Raw genomic sequence first — 14,327 nt, 5'->3', positions numbered from 1 at the left:
TATGGCCCGCGCGGTGGCCGTTGAGCTGATCCACTTGGTCGCCGGCCTGCTGGTGACTCAGGTGTTCTTCCGCGCGGCCATCTGGTCCTACCCGCAGGGCGCCGGCTCGATCGAGCCGGTGCGCTGGGCGGTGATGCTGGCGGTGCTGGCGATGAGCGTGCCGGAACTGGTGAAAGCGGCGCGCAAACCAAGGAACTGATACGTGGCTGATACCTATGATCTCGTCGTCCTCGGCTCGGGGCCGGGGGGCTATGTCGCGGCGATCCGTGCCTCGCAGCTCGGGCTGAAGGTGGCGATCGTCGAGCGCGAACTGCTCGGCGGCATCTGCCTCAACTGGGGATGTATCCCGACCAAGGCGCTGCTGCGCTCGGCCGAGGTGTTCCATCTGATGAGCCACGCCAAGGATTACGGCCTCGCCGCGCAGGGCATCGCCGCCGATCTGGAAGCAGTGGTGAAGCGCTCGCGCGGGGTGGCGAAGCAGCTCAATCAGGGCGTCACGCACCTGATGAAGAAGAACAAGATTGCCGTGCACATGGGCGTCGGCAAGCTGACGGGTAAGAACAAGCTCACCATCACTGGCCAGGACGGCAAGGCAACCGAGCTCCAATACAAGAACGTCATCGTCGCGACCGGTGCGCGCGCTCGCGACCTGCCGTTCGCCAAGGCCGACGGCAAGCGCATCTGGACCTATCGCCACGCAATGACGCCGCCGGAAATGCCCAAAAAGCTGCTGGTGATCGGCTCGGGCGCGATCGGCATCGAATTCGCTAGCTTCTACAACGACATGGGTGTCGACGTAACAGTAGTCGAGATGCTCGATCGCCTCGTACCGGTCGAGGATGCCGACGTGTCGGCGCACCTCGAAAAGGCGCTGAAGAAGCAGGGCATGACGATCATGACCTCGGCCAGTATCGGCGGCCTTGAGGTGAAAGACAGCGGCGTCATCGCCAAGCTGAAGGACAAGAGCGGCAAGGAGACCACTGCCGAGTTCAGCCATGTCATCGTCGCGATCGGCATCGTGCCGAACACGGCCGACATCGGGCTAAAGGAACTGGGCGTCGACATGGACGATCGCGGCTTCCTGAAGACCGATCCGGTGTGCCGCACCAACGTGCCGGGTGTCTGGGCAATCGGCGACATCACCGCGCCGCCGTGGCTGGCGCACAAGGCAAGCCACGAGGGCGTCATCGCGGTCGAGGCGATTGCCGGCAATCACCCGCACGCGATGGACCCGCGCAACATCCCGGGCTGCACCTATTGCCGCCCGCAGATCGCCAGCGTCGGCCTGACCGAGGCGAAGGCGAAGGAAGCCGGCTATGAGGTAAAGGTCGGCAATTTCTCGTTCATCGGCAACGGCAAGGCGATTGCGCTCGGCGAGCCGGAAGGCTTTGTGAAAACCGTGTTTGACGCCAAGACCGGCGAATTGCTCGGCGCCCACATGATCGGCGCCGAAGTGACCGAGATGATCCAAGGCTACACCATCGGCAAGACGATGGAGACGACTGAGGCCGAGCTGATGGAAACAGTGTTCCCGCACCCGACGATCAGCGAAGCCATGCACGAGGCGGTGCTCGGGGCTTACGGCAAGGCCCTGCATATCTGACGATGCGGGGAGCGCCCTCCTTCTCGCTCCGTTCGCACTGAGCCTGTCGAGGTGCGTGTTACCAAGCGGTCCGCCTGCGACACGTGCTTCGACAAGCTCAGCACGAACGGGTCTTAGGCGGCGCTCTGTCTGACGAGGACCCACATGACCGATCACGCCACCGGTACCCACGTCTTCACCCCTGATCCCCGCAACGACAATGTCCTGATCGACGTCAACGGCGAACTCTTCCCCCGCCCCGAAGCGAAGATCTCCGTATTCGACTCCGGCTTCATGCTCGGCGATGGCGTGTGGGAGGGGCTGCGCGTCTATAACGGCAAGATGGCGTTCCTCGATCGGCACCTCGATCGGTTGTGGCAGGGCGCCAAGGCGATCATGCTCGACATCGGGATCAGCCGCGAGGAGATGATCGCTCGCCTACGCCGCGTGCTCGACGCCAATCAGATGACGGGCGACGGGGTGCATATCCGTCTGATGGTGACGCGCGGCATCCGTTCCACGCCGTATCAGGATCCGCGTGTGGTGATCTCACCGGCGACGATCGTCATGATCCCGGAATGGAAGGCTCCGGCGGCGGGTACCGCGACGCGGATGCTGAACCTGTTCACCGTCCATGTTCGTCGCGGGTACCCGGATGTGCAGGATCCCAAGCTCAACTCGCACTCCAAGCTGAACTGCATCACGGCCTGCATTCAGGCGGCACAGGCTGGCGCGGATGAGGCGCTGATGCTCGATCCGCACGGTTTCGTCGCGACGTGCAACTCGACCCACTTCTTCATCGTCCGCAATGGCGAGGTGTGGACTTCCACAGGCGACTATTGCCTGGATGGCATCACCCGGCGCATCGTGGTCGAGACGGCACGCGAAGCGGGTATCCCGACCTATGAACGCAATTTCTCGCTGACCGATGTCTATGGCGCGGATGAGGCGTTCACCACCGGCACCTTCGCGGGCCTCGCGCCGATCGGCACGATCGATGGACGCGTGATCGGAACGGAGCGGGGGCCGATGGTCGAGCGGTTGCAGGGCCTCTATCGTCAGGCCGTGGAGCGCGAGCTGGCATGACGCTGCGCATGGACTCCCGCCGCGAGCAGCCGCTTCGCATCGCCATGTGGTCCGGGCCGCGCAATATCTCCACGGCAATGATGCGCAGCTTCTCCAGCCGCGCGGACTGCGCGGTCAGCGACGAACCTTTTTACGGCTGTTTTCTGCGGGAAAGCTGCGTCGATCATCCGATGCGCGATGCGGTGATCGCGAGCATGGATTGCGATTGGCGTTCAGTGGCGAAAACATTGGCTGGCCCGGCGCCTTCGGGCGAGGCGGTCTGGTACCAGAAACACATGCCCCACCACATGGCCGGCCCGATCAAGCCCGATGATCTGAAAGGCGTCACCCACGCCTTTCTGATCCGCGATCCAGCGCGCATGGCGGCCTCCTATGCTGCCAAGCGGGAGGCAGTGACGGCGACGGACCTTGGCGTGGCCGCACAACGCGCATTCTTCGAGCGTGAGGCGGATCGCCTGGGCAAGGCGCCGCCGGTGATCGACTCGGCTGATGTTTTGCGTGATCCTGCGGGCACCCTTGGGGTTTTGTGTTCGGCGTTAGGGCTTGGGTGGGATGAGTCGATGCTGGCGTGGCCGGCCGGGCGGCATCCTGCCGATGGGGTCTGGGCGGAGCATTGGTATGGGCGCGTTGAGGCATCGACCGGCTTTGGCGCGCCCGACGAGGAGCCCGCCGCGTTGGCAGGCGAGTTAGCTGCGGTGGCGGATGCGTGCCGTGCGGACTATGAGGCGTTGGCGGCGCATCGGCTCAACGCCTCCTGATGCTGATTAAAGCGCGCGGGGACTGCACACACCGCCTCATCATACCAGGCTAGTCTCGACATTCCGGGGTTCCGCGCATCGAGGCCGTTGAACCCGCGGAACCCTGGACTCCGGCACGAGGCCGGGTTGACGAAGACGTTGGTGGCGAACCGGTGTCCTTGGAAGACCGGCGGCCGCCCGGCGCCACACCTTACCGACTCAGGAACGTCAGCAGGTCCTCGGTCAGCCGGTCGCTTTCTGTCGCGAACAGGCCGTGCGGGGCATCATCATATTCCACCAACTGGCTCTGCGCGATGCCCGTGGCGGCGGCGCGGCCGGTGGCATCGATCGGCACCGTCTTGTCGCCCGTACCGTGGATCACCAGGGTCGGGACACGGAACGCCGCCAGGTCGGGGCGGAAGTCGGTAAAGCCGAAGCTCTTGGCGCATTCCAGCGTTGAACGGAGGGATGCCTGCATCGCCAGCCGCCACGCCCAGTCCAGCGTCGCTTCGCTTACCGGGCTGGTGACATAGCCGACCCCAAAAAAGTCCTTGAAGAAGGTGCGGAAGAAGTTCGGCCGATCGTGCCTGATGCCTTCGGCGATCTGCAGCAGCTGCGCTTCGGACACGCCATGTGGATTGTTGTCGGTCTTCAGCATGTACGGCACGACCGATCCGATCAGCGCCGCCGAGGACACGCCCTTGCCGCCATGCCGGCTCATGTATCGCGCCACTTCGCCGCCGCCCATCGAGAAGCCGACCAGAGTTGCGTCACGCTCCACGCCGGCCGCCTGCATCACATCGGCGAGATCGTCCGTCAGCGTGTCGTAATCATAGCCGTCCCATGGCTGGCTCGACCGGCCAAAGCCGCGCCGATCATAGGCAATCACGCGATAGCCCGCCTCGGCCAACGCCACCGCCTGCGGATCCCAGCTGTCGGCCGATAGCGGCCAGCCGTGGATCAGCACCACCGGGCGCCCGCTGCCCCAGTCCTTCACAAAGATGTCGGCTCCGTCGCGCGTCTTGACGTAGGGCATGATGTACTCCGGTTGGTGACGCCTGAAAAACGAGCGGTCACGCGCCCCGTTCCGATCAGCGCGTCTGCCGCAGCGCCGGAACCTCATCGCGCACTTCGGTCAGCGTCGGGCGATGGATCGACGGCCGCAGCCGCGCGATGCTGCACAGGCCCGCCACCAGCGCCAACCCCGCGGCGACAAGCGGCGGCACCGCGCCAGCCCCCACGCCGGCCGCGAGCAAGGCGGCGGCAAGCGTCGCTCCCATGGTCTGCCCGGTGAGCCGGACGGTCGAGACCAGCCCACCCGCCGCCGCAGCCCGCTCGCGCGGGGCGGAGCCGACGATCAGCCGCGCGTTAGGCGGAAGGTACAGCCCGAAGCCGGAGCCGCATAGCGCCATACGCCACGCGACATCGACATAGCTGGGATCGGCCGGCATCGTCGCCAGCAGGCTCAGCGTCACCAAGGTCACGGCCATGCCGATCCCGCCGAGAATGCCGGCGGGCACACGATCGGACAGGAACCCCGACAAAGGCGCGACGATCATGTTTGTAAGCGGCCAGGGCGCAATGCACGCACCGATCTGTGTCGCGCTGAACCCGAGCGCTGAAAGGCGAAAGGGCGTCGACACCAGCAGCGTCATCGATGCGGTGAAGGCGGTAAGGCTACCGATAGCCGACAATGCGATGATTGGCCGGGCGAGCAGATCGACCGGCAGGATCGGCGCCGGTGCGCCCAGCTCGCGCCGCACGAAGAACCAGCCGATCACGGCGCCCGTCGCGACCACTGCGAGGCTCACCACCGGGCTGTCGCCATGCACCAGGCTCTCCGCCCCGCCGATCACCAGCCCGAACATGCCGGCGCTCATCACTGCGCTAAGCAGGTCGAAATTCGCCAGTCGTGGCGCCGGATTGGGGAGGGCGCGGCCCAGCGCGATGCTCAGGATTGCGAAGGGGATTGTGCTGGCGAATACCCAGGGCCAAGGCGCCACTGCCAGGACCAGCCCGCCGATCGTCGGTGCGGCGGCGGCCGAACTGGTGACGATCACCGAATTGATACCCAGCCCGCGGCCGAGCTGCTTGGCCGGATAGGTTTGGCGGATCAGCGCGGACGAGACGCTGAGTACGCCTGCGGCCCCGATCGCCTGCATGGCGCGAACGATCAGCAGGAACGGCAGGCTCTTGGCAAAGAAGCAGAGCAGGGTGGCGAGGGTGAAGATCACTTGCCCCGCCTGATAGGTTCGCTTCAGCCCGATCCGCTCGCCAAGGCCGCTGACCGGCAGTAGCAGCATGACCAGCATCACCTGATACACCGTGACGATCGACACGACCGAGCTCGGCGCGACGCCCAGATCCTTGGCGATCGTGGGCAATGCGACGTTGGCGATGCCGCCGTCGATGATCACCAAAGCGGAGCCGCAGCCGAGCGAGGCAATGGCGAACAGGCGCCGCGGAAGGGGAAGGCCGTCGGACATTGCGGACGGACATAGGCTGTTGGAGAACGACGACAAGTTGCTGAGGCGAGTCGTGGCGTCGTCGCTGTGAACGAACGTGTGCTGCGTGCATTATGGGAACGCTGTGTTGCGCAAAACGGTTGTTGCTGCACTGCAACAGCACAGGTATTGCCGGTGAGCATGAAGCTGAACACCGACGAAGATCGGGTCGCCGCACCACCATCGCTGCCGCCCGCCACCATGCCCGTCGTCTTCGAGGCGATCGTCAAGCAGCAGGCGCTGGCTGCGACGTATAATCGTGGCGAGGTGACGCTGGCGCCGCACATCGTCTACACCAAGCACGGCGAGTTCTACCTCGACGCGGTGACGCTGGAGCGTGACGGCAAGCCGCCGCGCGAGCCAAAGATCGGTGCCTTCAAGATTTCGGGGCTGGGCGGCATGCGGGTGACGCCGCGCAGGTTCGCTCCAAGCGAACTCTTCAACCCGAAGGAAGAGCGCTACGAGGGCGTGACGCTCCTGACCATCGAAGGCTGACCGAGGCGTTCAGCGCCGCGCATGAATACGCGGCGCCGATTGGAAACGCGATCAGCGGCAGCGCACCTGGCTATTCTGATCCACTGCACGTCCGGCCAGCGCACCCGCCGCGCCGCCGAACAATGTGCCAACGATCCGGCTGCGGCCGCCGTCAATGACATTGCCGAGCACGCCGCCCAATGCGCCACCGACGATAAGGCCGGTGGTGCCGTCCGAACGGCGGCAGTAATAACGGCCGTCCGATCCCGAATAGACGCGGTCGGTCGATGCGAGTGCGCGCTCCTGATATTGCGTGCCGGAGCGATAGTAGCGGCTGGGATCATAATCGCCCTCGTCGCGCCATTGCCCATCCTCATAACCGACCGGCGGCGGCGCCACCTCGCGGCGATCGTCCCAGCGCGGATCCCGATACCCGGCGCCCGGCACCCGTCGGACGGCTTGATAGCGGTCGAACTCACCGCGGAAGATCTCCAGCTCGCGCTCGAAACGCTCCTGCGCGGCGCGAAAACGTGAGTCGTCGGCATTGGACTGGGCTGGAGCAGGCGTGCCCAACATTACGGCGGCGGCGCTCATGGCCATGGCTGCGATGTGACGAAACGTCATGTCACGATCCTCTCTTCGCCCGAAGATGGGCTCGGCGGGGATACGAGCATGGCCCCGTATCGTTCCTGAACGAAGATGGGGGTGCAATGGCAATAGTCATGGAAGGACGCTGGCGGCAGACCGCGCGCTGGCTGCTGATCCTCTTTTACGCTCTCGGCGGTGTGGGCCACTTAGTGTTCGCAGATGCGATGGCGCGGATCGTGCCGTCGCAAGTTCCCGCACCGCACGCGGTGGTGATCGTCACGGGCGTACTCGAACTGATCGGCGTGGCGGCGCTCGCCAGCGTCCGGTGGCGACGTGCCGCTGGCTATGCCTTTGCCGCTTATGCCTTGTGCGTCTGGCCGGCGAACATGCGTCATGCCGCGCTTGATCTGGCGAGCGGCACGGGCCTGCCGCTCGCCTATCATGCGCCCCGGCTGCTGCTCCAGCCGTTGATCATCTGGTGGTCTTTGTGGGCGAGCGGCGCCATACGCGGCCGCCGATGCCTGATCGGCTAAGCGTCGATGCTCGTCCCCAACGATGCATTCACCAGTCCGCCGTCGACCACCAACGTGTCCCCGACAACATAGTCGCTTGCTCGGCTCGCCAGGAAGATCGCGGCGCCCGCCATGTCGTCGAAGTTCCCGATCCGCTGCATCGGAATGCCCTTCGCCACCGCATCGCCATGATCACGCGCTGCACGGTTCATCTCGCTGGCAAAGGCGCCGGGCGCCAGGCTGGTGACGATGATCCCGTCCTTGATCAGCCGCGCCGCCATCCGCTTGGTGAGATAGATCAGCGCCGCCTTAGACGCGTGATAGCTGTAAGTGTCCCACGGATTGAGCCGCATGCCGTCAATCGAGGTGATGTTGATCACCTTGCTCGGCGCTTGGTGGCTCGCCTTCGTCTTCAACAGCTCGTGCAGCGCCTGCGTCAGGAAGAAGGGCGATTTGACGTTAAGGTCCATCACCTTGTCCCAGCCGCTCTCGGGGAACTCCTCGAACGGCACGCCCCACGCCGCACCGGCATTGTTGACGAGGATGTCGAGATGATCCTCGCGCTCGCCAATCGCCGCCGCGAGCGCTCGGCAGCCCTCAACGGTGGAGACGTCCATCGGGAGCGGAATGCATTTCGGGCCAAGCTCCACCGAGGTTTCCTCGCACGCCGCGGTCTTTCGTGAAGAGATGTAAACGGTCGCGCCCTGTTCGATGAACGCCTTGGCAATGATCTTGCCGATGCCACGGCTGCCGCCGGTCACCAACGCGGTGCGTCCTTCCAAGCTGAATAGATTGTTCAAGCTCATCTTACATCTCTCCTCTTTGGCAGGTCGGCTAGCGACGCCCGGCGCGTGCGACAAGCGGCCTACCGAATTTTCGAACAGGTTATGATTGACGGCGGGCGGCGCCATACTATGCTGCCGAAAACGATAAAGGACGAGAGGATGCGCTTTTCGGGAAAGCGTGCCGTGGTAACGGGCGGCGCGTCCGGTATCGGGCGTGCCACGGCGCTGCGGCTTGGCGAGGAAGGAGCCGATGTCTGGATCGGCGACATCGATGTGGACGGTGGTGAGGAGCTGGCGAGCACCTCCAACGGCAAGATCCACTTCATTCGATGCGACGTCACCGATGCGGAAGAGATCGCGGCGCTGATCGAGGCGCCCGGTGAACTCGACGTCTTGTTCAACAACGCCGGCGCAGGGGGCTCACCGGCGAAGATCGACGAGATGACGCCTGACGATTGGGATCGCACGCAATCTTTGCTGCTCCGCTCGGTCGCGCTCGGCATCCGCTATGCCGCGCCGCTGATGGCGAAGCGAGGCGGTGGCGCCATCGTCAACACTTCCTCGGTTTCGGCATTGGGCACCGGCTATGCGCCGATCGCTTATTCCACTGCCAAGGCCGGCGTGCTCCATCTCTCGAAGCTTGCCGCGGCCGACCTCGCCAAGAGCAACATCCGCGTCAATGCGGTGATCCCCGGTTTCATCACCACGAACATCTTCACCCGCCATCTGGAAGTGCCTGCCGACAAGCGTGAGCTCGCCAATCAGGTGATCGCCCAGGTCGCGGCAGGCGCGCAGCCGGTGAAGCGCGCCGGGCGGCCGGAGGATATCGCCGCCGCCGTTGCCTTTCTGCTCAGCGATGACGCCGGGTTCGTCACGGGTACGCACCTCGTCGTCGATGGCGGGATCACGATCGGCACGCGTCAAAGCTGGGATCCCGATCAAGCCGGGCTGTTTGCCGCACTGGAGGCATTCCAATGAACGCAACTCTTGCGAGCACCGCCGCTATCCCAGGTGCAGGCGCCACCGCCGCAGGCGCCGTCCCGCCGGCTCGACGCCTGCGCTCCCGCACCATGGCCAGCTACGGCTTTGGCGCTGCCGCTTATGGCGTCAAGGATTCGGGCTTCGGCACATTTCTTCTGCTGTTCTACAATCAGGTGATCGGCGTGCCGGCCGCGACCGTCGGCTTCGTGATCATGCTGGCGCTGATCATTGATGCCTTTGTCGATCCAACAATCGGCTTCATGTCGGATCGTACGCGTACGAAATGGGGAAGGCGGCACCCTTGGCTCTATGGCTCGGCACTGCCGATTATGCTTGGTTGGGTGTTGTTGTGGAATCCGCCGGTGTCGTCGCAGGCAACGACGCTGGGCTGGCTGTTCGCCGTGGCGGTGCTCGTACGTAGCGCGGTCAGCGCCTATGAAGTACCGAGCCAGGCGATGGCGGCGGAACTCAGCGCCGACTACGACGAGCGCACGCGGATCATGGCCTACCGCTATCTGTTCGGCTGGGCCGGCGGGCTGGTGATGCTGATCGCGGCCTATTGGGTATTCCTATCTCCCACGCCCGAATATCCCAACGGCCTGCTCAACCCCAACGGCTACAAGGGCTTTGCGATCGCTGGCGCGATCTTCATGGGTATCGCGATCCTCACCTCGGCGATGGGCACGCATCGCGAGATCCCAAACCTGCCCGCCCCGGTGATCGAGAAACAGTCACTTGGGCGCAACTTCGCGGAGCTCGGACAGACGCTGCGTAACAAGGCGTTCGTGGTGCTGATGATCGCGGGCCTGTTCGTCTTCACGAACCAGGGGATCACCTATGCGATCTCCAACTATCTTTACACCTATGTCTGGGGCTTCACGACCGTGTCGTTCCTGGGTCTTACGGTGCCCACGTTCGTGCCGCTGTCGATAGTATTGTTCGGCGGCGTGTTGGTGGCGTTTGTGGTAGCCCCCAAAATCGGCCAAGTGACGAGCAAGCCGAAGGCGGCGTCAACCGCCGCCGTTCTTGCGATCGCGATCGGGACGGCGCCTTACTGGCTGCGGCTGTCGGGTAACTTTCCGGACACCAGCAGCCCTATGATGCTGCCGTTGCTGTTTGCGATGCTCGCCGCGGGAACGGCGGCGAGTGTGACCGCGCATATTCTTGGCTCATCGATGATGGCGGATGTGGTTGAGGACTCGGAGCAGCGTACCGGGCGTCGCTCGGAAGGCGTGTTCTTCGCTGGCGGCTTCTTTATTCAAAAATGCACCAGCGGCGTTGGCATCTTCGTGACGGGCCTGATCCTCGCGGCGGCAGGGTTCCCGGCCAAGGCTGTGCCCGGACAGGTGTCCGTTGAGGTGCTCGATCGCCTCACGGTCATCTATATCGTTTGCGCCACGGCGCTCGCCCTGATGGCCGCGCTGGCCTATCGGGCCTTTCCGTTCGGGCGCGCGGAGCATACGGCGCGGCTCGAGGCGCTCAGGATGCAGGCGCTCGACTTGGAACGCGTCGATCCGGTTCCCTGATCCACTCTTCCATCCTCCCCATCAGCGATGGGGAGGGGGCGCGCGCTGCAAGGGCTAGGACCGCAGGGGAGCGCAACAACCGCAACGCTCTGCCGCTTAGCTCTTTCGCAATCCTTGGGGGCGATCTGGTAGCTTCGGCGGCTGGTCTTCGACGCTGCTTCAGCCACCGCAACAGGCGCATCGGGCGACGATTCGCCTCCTGCCGACTGCGCTCCCGCCTGGTCACGCTGAGGCGAAACGCCATTTCGTCGGCGCCGCAACACCGTTCATCGGAAACGGTTCCCGCAGCCCTTGGTATTTTTCCCTACCCCCCGTAGCGAGCCTGCAACGAACGTCGGGTTGACCGGGGGGTCGCAGTGAATTTCAAAGCTTTTGCAGCGCGTTGTGCGCTGGTTGTTTCGTGCGGCCTGATGACGGCCACCGCTGCCAATGCGCAATTCTGGCAGTGTGCTCCTTATGCCCGCGAGATTTCGGGCATTCAGATCCATGGCAATGCCAACACCTGGTGGGGTCAGGCCGCCGGCCGCTACGAGCGTGGCCGCGAGCCGAAGGTTGGCGCGGTGCTTTCCTTCCGATCCACCAGCCGCATGCGCGTCGGCCATGTGGCGATGGTCAGCCAGATCGTCAGCGATCGCGAAGTGCTGCTGACCCACGCCAACTGGTCGCGCCGCGGAGGCGTCGAGCGGAATGTTCGGGCGATCGACGTGTCTGACGCGGGCGACTGGAGCCTCGTCAAGGTGTGGTATGCGCCCAACGGCGGGCTCGGCACGTCCAACTACCCGACTGACGGTTTCATCTATGGCGATCAGCGTCCCGGCGTTGCTCCAGCGATCACCGGCGGCGAGGGCCAGGCTGACGAGACCCGTATCGCCAACCTGGCGATCGCGGCGGCGGCCGCCGTGCCGGTCAATGGCGGCATCACCGTCACCAACTGATCGCGCCTTATCAGAAGAACAACTTTCGGAAACTTACGCGCACCGATCGCCCCAACGGATCGAGCAAAGCGGGCTGATAGCCGATCGGAACCACGCCTGCGGCATCGCGTACTTCGAGCCGCTGATTGAACAGGTTGTTTACCGCCAATGTCACGCGCGAACCGCGGAAGAATGGCGCATTGCGCACCAGCGCGCGCTGCTGACTGAGGTCCGCGAAGACTCGCAGATTGGCGGTGAACAAAGATCCGAACGACAGGTCCTCGGGTGAGGGCGCACCGCTTGGGTTTGCGAGGATCGTCGTTCCGCCTTCCCATGTCCCGGTCAGTCGCACGCCGATGCCATGACGGTTATAGCCGGCGTTGAACTCGATCTCGTGGCGTGGCTGTCCGCCGCGCGTGCCAGTCGCCGACCCGTTCAGCAGGTCTAGTTCCGGCACTCCGGGCCGGATTAGGATCGTGTCCTCAAGGCGCCAGGTATGAAACACGCTTAGCTGCACCCGACCCTGCCGTGCGCCGCCGAATCTTCCTGAGCCGCGCCCACTAAAGCCGCTGGCGCGACTACCACCGGCGGGGCGTACGCCGCTTTCGCTCGTGCCGTCACGTCCGCGAGATCGCTCACGAAAGGAGGCGCGGCGTTCCGCGATCTGTTCGGGGGTCAGTGGCTGGCCGTCAGGTCCGGTTGGCGGTGGAGCTTCGAGCGCTTCTGTCCAGTTGAGGCCCCAACGAATTTGCCGCTGCCGGCTGCGGTCGAAGTTCACCGGTCGGTTGTCGATGCGGATCAGCGTACCCGCGCTGTCGCGATCGAAGCGGTCGGGGAAGGCCGCCTCGATTTCCGGTGTCGCGGTCGGGAACCCCACAATCGGGTGGTCAATGCGGCTGTCGGTGTAGTTCGCGAGCACCGTGAGATCGGTGCCCAAGATCGGCTTTACCGTAAGGCCCAGCTTCAGCACGCTACGGCGATCCGCGAGCAGGTTCGGGTTGCCACCGGTGACAGTCGTCGCGTCCACCGTCTGCCCGGTGGTCAGATCGAACACGCGCACGTTGGGCGTGACGATCACCGGATTGCCGAGTTGCTGGATCGTCGGCGCGCCCTGTTCATGCGTCACCGATCCGATCAGCCGCACGGCATCCACCGGCCGCCAGTTGAAGCCATAGCCCAGCGAGCCGAGTGTCCCGAAGTCCGACAGCTGATCGACGCTGCCATTGACGGTGGCGGAGAGCGCGCCGATCGGCCCGTCGCGCCAGATCGGCACGTCGATATTGGCTTGGCCCGTGCCTTGATCGCGCGACAGATCGGTGGCGGTGAACAGCCCGCCGCGGCGCGATTCGCTGGCGATGTCGTGCAGCGAGAAGCCCGCCTTCAGCGTTGCGGTGACGGCACCCGCCGGCAGGTCGAACAGGCTGCCGCTGAACGTGCCCTCGGTCTCGATCGTCTCGGCCACCGACTGCGCGCGGTCGCGCTGCACCCCGGTGCCGTAATCGCGATCGGTAATCGTGGTCGACCAGTCGCGCGTATAGCCACCGTTGAGCGACCAGCGCCATTGGGCGAGATCACCCGTCAGCGCATAGTTGAGCACGCCGGTACGGGTGCGATTGTCACGCAGCAACCGCTGGCCGTTGGCGGCGCTGCCAAGGCCGGCAAGCGTGTTCGCGCCTCCCAGCTCGCCGCTGATCGTCGCGGAGACACTGCCTAGGATCGTGCGTTTGTACGTGGCGTTGAGCTTCGCCGCATCGCTCGCGGCGAGCAGGGTTCGGTTCGGATCGGCGTTGACGAGGTTGCGCTTGGTCTCGAACAACGGATTGCTGCGAGTGTATTCGCCGTCGACGCTGAAGCGACTGCCATTGCCGAGGCGCAGGTAATTGACATCCGCCTCATGCACCTGCCGCCCGCCATCGCTGGCGAGATTGGTTTCCACCTCCGCCGTCACCGCGTTGAAGCGGCGGCGCAGGACGATGTTCACCACCTTCTGGTCGGCGCGATAGCCGTATTTCAGCGCCACTTCCTCGGGCAAGATGTCGACGCGCTGGATCGCTTCGGGTGGCAAGTCGCGGATCTCGCGAAAGCCGCTGATCCGCCGGCCGCTCAGCAGGATCACCGGCCGGCCCTCGCCACCGCGCCCCTGGATGCTGCCGGTGAGTGGGGCGAGCTCCTCCAGCAATTCGCCGATGTCGCTGGCGCCATAAGCGCGGATGTCGCGCCCGCTCAGCACCACCTCAGGCTTGATATCGCCGATCACCGATCCGCGCGGCTGGCGGCTGCCGGTGACGACGATATCATCCTCCAGCTCCAGCTCGGCCTCCTCCTCGACAGCGGTCTGCGGCTCGGGCGCGGCTTGTCCGGGCGCTGCCGCCGCGGCGACGATCGACAGGGCAGGGAGGAAGAAGGTTGGCAAAGTGAGGCTCCGGGGCGTGTGGGGTGATGGTCACGGTGTGGGGCCACAGTGTCGACGGGTTGTCGCAGGAGCCGGTGGAAATCGTCGCGAAGTGTAACGCCTAACCGGTGCGGCTTTCGCGTCACACACTCTGTCCCTCGGCCGTCTCTCAAACCCCGTCACCCCGGCCTCGAGCCGGGGTCCCGCTGCCTTGCTCCGTCGGCAGAAGAAGACGCGGGACCCCGG

General features: G+C 64.8%; 14 protein-coding genes. 9 read left to right on the top strand and 5 right to left on the bottom strand.

Translation table 11 applies throughout. The features are described 5' to 3' along the window. Position 1 precedes the first annotated feature (1 nt). The 4 genes from SPHI_RS01445 (at position 2) to SPHI_RS01430 (ending at position 3,426) form a co-directional block, all read left to right on the top strand. Positions 2-199 (top strand): hypothetical protein, encoded by a 198-nt coding sequence (locus SPHI_RS01445; protein WP_076743102.1) that lies wholly within the window; start codon positions 2-4, stop codon positions 197-199. A 3-nt stretch (positions 200-202) separates the two neighbouring features. Further along, the gene (gene lpdA / locus SPHI_RS01440) at positions 203-1,603 is read left to right on the top strand and encodes a dihydrolipoyl dehydrogenase (RefSeq protein WP_076743101.1); all 1,401 of its coding nucleotides are present in this window, start codon (positions 203-205) and stop codon (positions 1,601-1,603) included. 144 nt (positions 1,604-1,747) lie between these two features. Beyond that, positions 1,748-2,668, top strand: coding sequence for an aminotransferase class IV (locus SPHI_RS01435; RefSeq protein WP_076743100.1), 921 nt, complete (start codon positions 1,748-1,750; stop codon positions 2,666-2,668). Next, positions 2,665-3,426 carry a sulfotransferase-like domain-containing protein gene (locus SPHI_RS01430; RefSeq protein WP_233130581.1) on the top strand — a complete coding sequence of 254 codons (762 nt, stop codon included), beginning with the start codon at positions 2,665-2,667 and terminating at the stop codon, positions 3,424-3,426. The genes SPHI_RS01435 and SPHI_RS01430 overlap by 4 nt, the downstream gene beginning before the upstream one ends. 190 nt (positions 3,427-3,616) lie before the next feature. On the opposite strand, the gene SPHI_RS01425 is transcribed toward SPHI_RS01430, so the two are convergent. After that, positions 3,617-4,441 (bottom strand): alpha/beta fold hydrolase, encoded by an 825-nt coding sequence (locus tag SPHI_RS01425; RefSeq protein ID WP_076743099.1) that lies wholly within the window; start codon positions 4,439-4,441, stop codon positions 3,617-3,619. 55 nt (positions 4,442-4,496) lie between these two features. Next, positions 4,497-5,891, bottom strand: a complete 1,395-nt coding sequence (locus SPHI_RS01420; RefSeq protein WP_076743098.1) for an MFS transporter — start codon at positions 5,889-5,891, stop codon at positions 4,497-4,499. 159 nt (positions 5,892-6,050) lie between these two features. On the opposite strand from SPHI_RS01420, the gene SPHI_RS01415 reads away from it, so the two are divergent. Then, positions 6,051-6,404 (top strand): WYL domain-containing protein, encoded by a 354-nt coding sequence (locus SPHI_RS01415; protein WP_076743097.1) that lies wholly within the window; start codon positions 6,051-6,053, stop codon positions 6,402-6,404. A 51-nt stretch (positions 6,405-6,455) separates the two neighbouring features. On the opposite strand, the gene SPHI_RS01410 is transcribed toward SPHI_RS01415, so the two are convergent. After that, positions 6,456-7,007 carry a glycine zipper 2TM domain-containing protein gene (locus SPHI_RS01410; protein WP_233130579.1) on the bottom strand — a complete coding sequence of 184 codons (552 nt, stop codon included), beginning with the start codon at positions 7,005-7,007 and terminating at the stop codon, positions 6,456-6,458. Between the two features lie 86 nt (positions 7,008-7,093). On the opposite strand from SPHI_RS01410, the gene SPHI_RS01405 reads away from it, so the two are divergent. Beyond that, on the top strand, positions 7,094-7,504 hold the full coding sequence (locus SPHI_RS01405) for a DoxX family protein (RefSeq protein WP_076743096.1): 411 nt from the start codon (positions 7,094-7,096) through the stop codon (positions 7,502-7,504). On the opposite strand, the gene SPHI_RS01400 is transcribed toward SPHI_RS01405, so the two are convergent. After that, positions 7,501-8,289, bottom strand: coding sequence for an SDR family oxidoreductase (locus SPHI_RS01400; protein WP_076743095.1), 789 nt, complete (start codon positions 8,287-8,289; stop codon positions 7,501-7,503). The two genes, SPHI_RS01405 and SPHI_RS01400, sit on opposite strands and share 4 nt — an antisense overlap. 138 nt (positions 8,290-8,427) lie before the next feature. Here SPHI_RS01400 and SPHI_RS01395 point away from each other — a divergent pair, with 138 nt between their 5' ends. The 3 genes from SPHI_RS01395 to SPHI_RS01385 all read left to right on the top strand — a co-directional run bounded on the left by SPHI_RS01395 (position 8,428) and on the right by SPHI_RS01385 (position 11,710). After that, positions 8,428-9,246, top strand: coding sequence for an SDR family NAD(P)-dependent oxidoreductase (locus SPHI_RS01395; RefSeq protein WP_076743094.1), 819 nt, complete (start codon positions 8,428-8,430; stop codon positions 9,244-9,246). Continuing rightward, entirely contained in the window at positions 9,243-10,775 is a 1,533-nt protein-coding gene (locus tag SPHI_RS01390) for an MFS transporter (RefSeq protein WP_332888896.1), read from the top strand. Before SPHI_RS01395 ends, SPHI_RS01390 begins: the two co-directional genes overlap by 4 nt. A 410-nt stretch (positions 10,776-11,185) precedes the next feature. After that, complete coding sequence (locus SPHI_RS01385; protein ID WP_198927794.1) at positions 11,186-11,710, top strand: CHAP domain-containing protein; 525 nt, start codon at positions 11,186-11,188, stop codon at positions 11,708-11,710. 10 nt (positions 11,711-11,720) lie between these two features. Here the strand turns inward: SPHI_RS01385 and SPHI_RS01380 are convergent, their stop codons facing one another. Further along, positions 11,721-14,102 (bottom strand): TonB-dependent receptor plug domain-containing protein, encoded by a 2,382-nt coding sequence (locus tag SPHI_RS01380; RefSeq protein WP_076743091.1) that lies wholly within the window; start codon positions 14,100-14,102, stop codon positions 11,721-11,723. Positions 14,103-14,327: the final 225 nt, after the last annotated feature.

Source organism: Sphingomonas jeddahensis (genome assembly GCF_001981525.1).
In the GTDB taxonomy this organism is placed as follows: domain Bacteria; phylum Pseudomonadota; class Alphaproteobacteria; order Sphingomonadales; family Sphingomonadaceae; genus Sphingomonas; species Sphingomonas jeddahensis.
This window is presented reverse-complemented; position numbering and strand designations above follow the sequence as displayed.

Excerpts from the sequence above, each read along its gene's own strand:
- SPHI_RS01435 (WP_076743100.1), top strand. The coding sequence starts at position 1,748 with ATGACCGATCACGCCACCGGTACCCACGTCTTCACCCCTGATCCCCGC.
- SPHI_RS01385 (WP_198927794.1), top strand. The coding sequence starts at position 11,186 with ATGACGGCCACCGCTGCCAATGCGCAATTCTGGCAGTGTGCTCCTTAT.
- SPHI_RS01395 (WP_076743094.1), top strand. The coding sequence starts at position 8,428 with ATGCGCTTTTCGGGAAAGCGTGCCGTGGTAACGGGCGGCGCGTCCGGT.
- SPHI_RS01405 (WP_076743096.1), top strand. The coding sequence starts at position 7,094 with ATGGCAATAGTCATGGAAGGACGCTGGCGGCAGACCGCGCGCTGGCTG.
- SPHI_RS01420 (WP_076743098.1), bottom strand. The coding sequence starts at position 5,891 with ATGTCCGACGGCCTTCCCCTTCCGCGGCGCCTGTTCGCCATTGCCTCG.
- SPHI_RS01415 (WP_076743097.1), top strand. The coding sequence starts at position 6,051 with ATGAAGCTGAACACCGACGAAGATCGGGTCGCCGCACCACCATCGCTG.
- SPHI_RS01400 (WP_076743095.1), bottom strand. The coding sequence starts at position 8,289 with ATGAGCTTGAACAATCTATTCAGCTTGGAAGGACGCACCGCGTTGGTG.
- SPHI_RS01390 (WP_332888896.1), top strand. The coding sequence starts at position 9,243 with ATGAACGCAACTCTTGCGAGCACCGCCGCTATCCCAGGTGCAGGCGCC.
- SPHI_RS01425 (WP_076743099.1), bottom strand. The coding sequence starts at position 4,441 with ATGCCCTACGTCAAGACGCGCGACGGAGCCGACATCTTTGTGAAGGAC.
- SPHI_RS01430 (WP_233130581.1), top strand. The coding sequence starts at position 2,665 with ATGACGCTGCGCATGGACTCCCGCCGCGAGCAGCCGCTTCGCATCGCC.
- SPHI_RS01410 (WP_233130579.1), bottom strand. The coding sequence starts at position 7,007 with ATGACGTTTCGTCACATCGCAGCCATGGCCATGAGCGCCGCCGCCGTA.
- SPHI_RS01445 (WP_076743102.1), top strand. The coding sequence starts at position 2 with ATGGCCCGCGCGGTGGCCGTTGAGCTGATCCACTTGGTCGCCGGCCTG.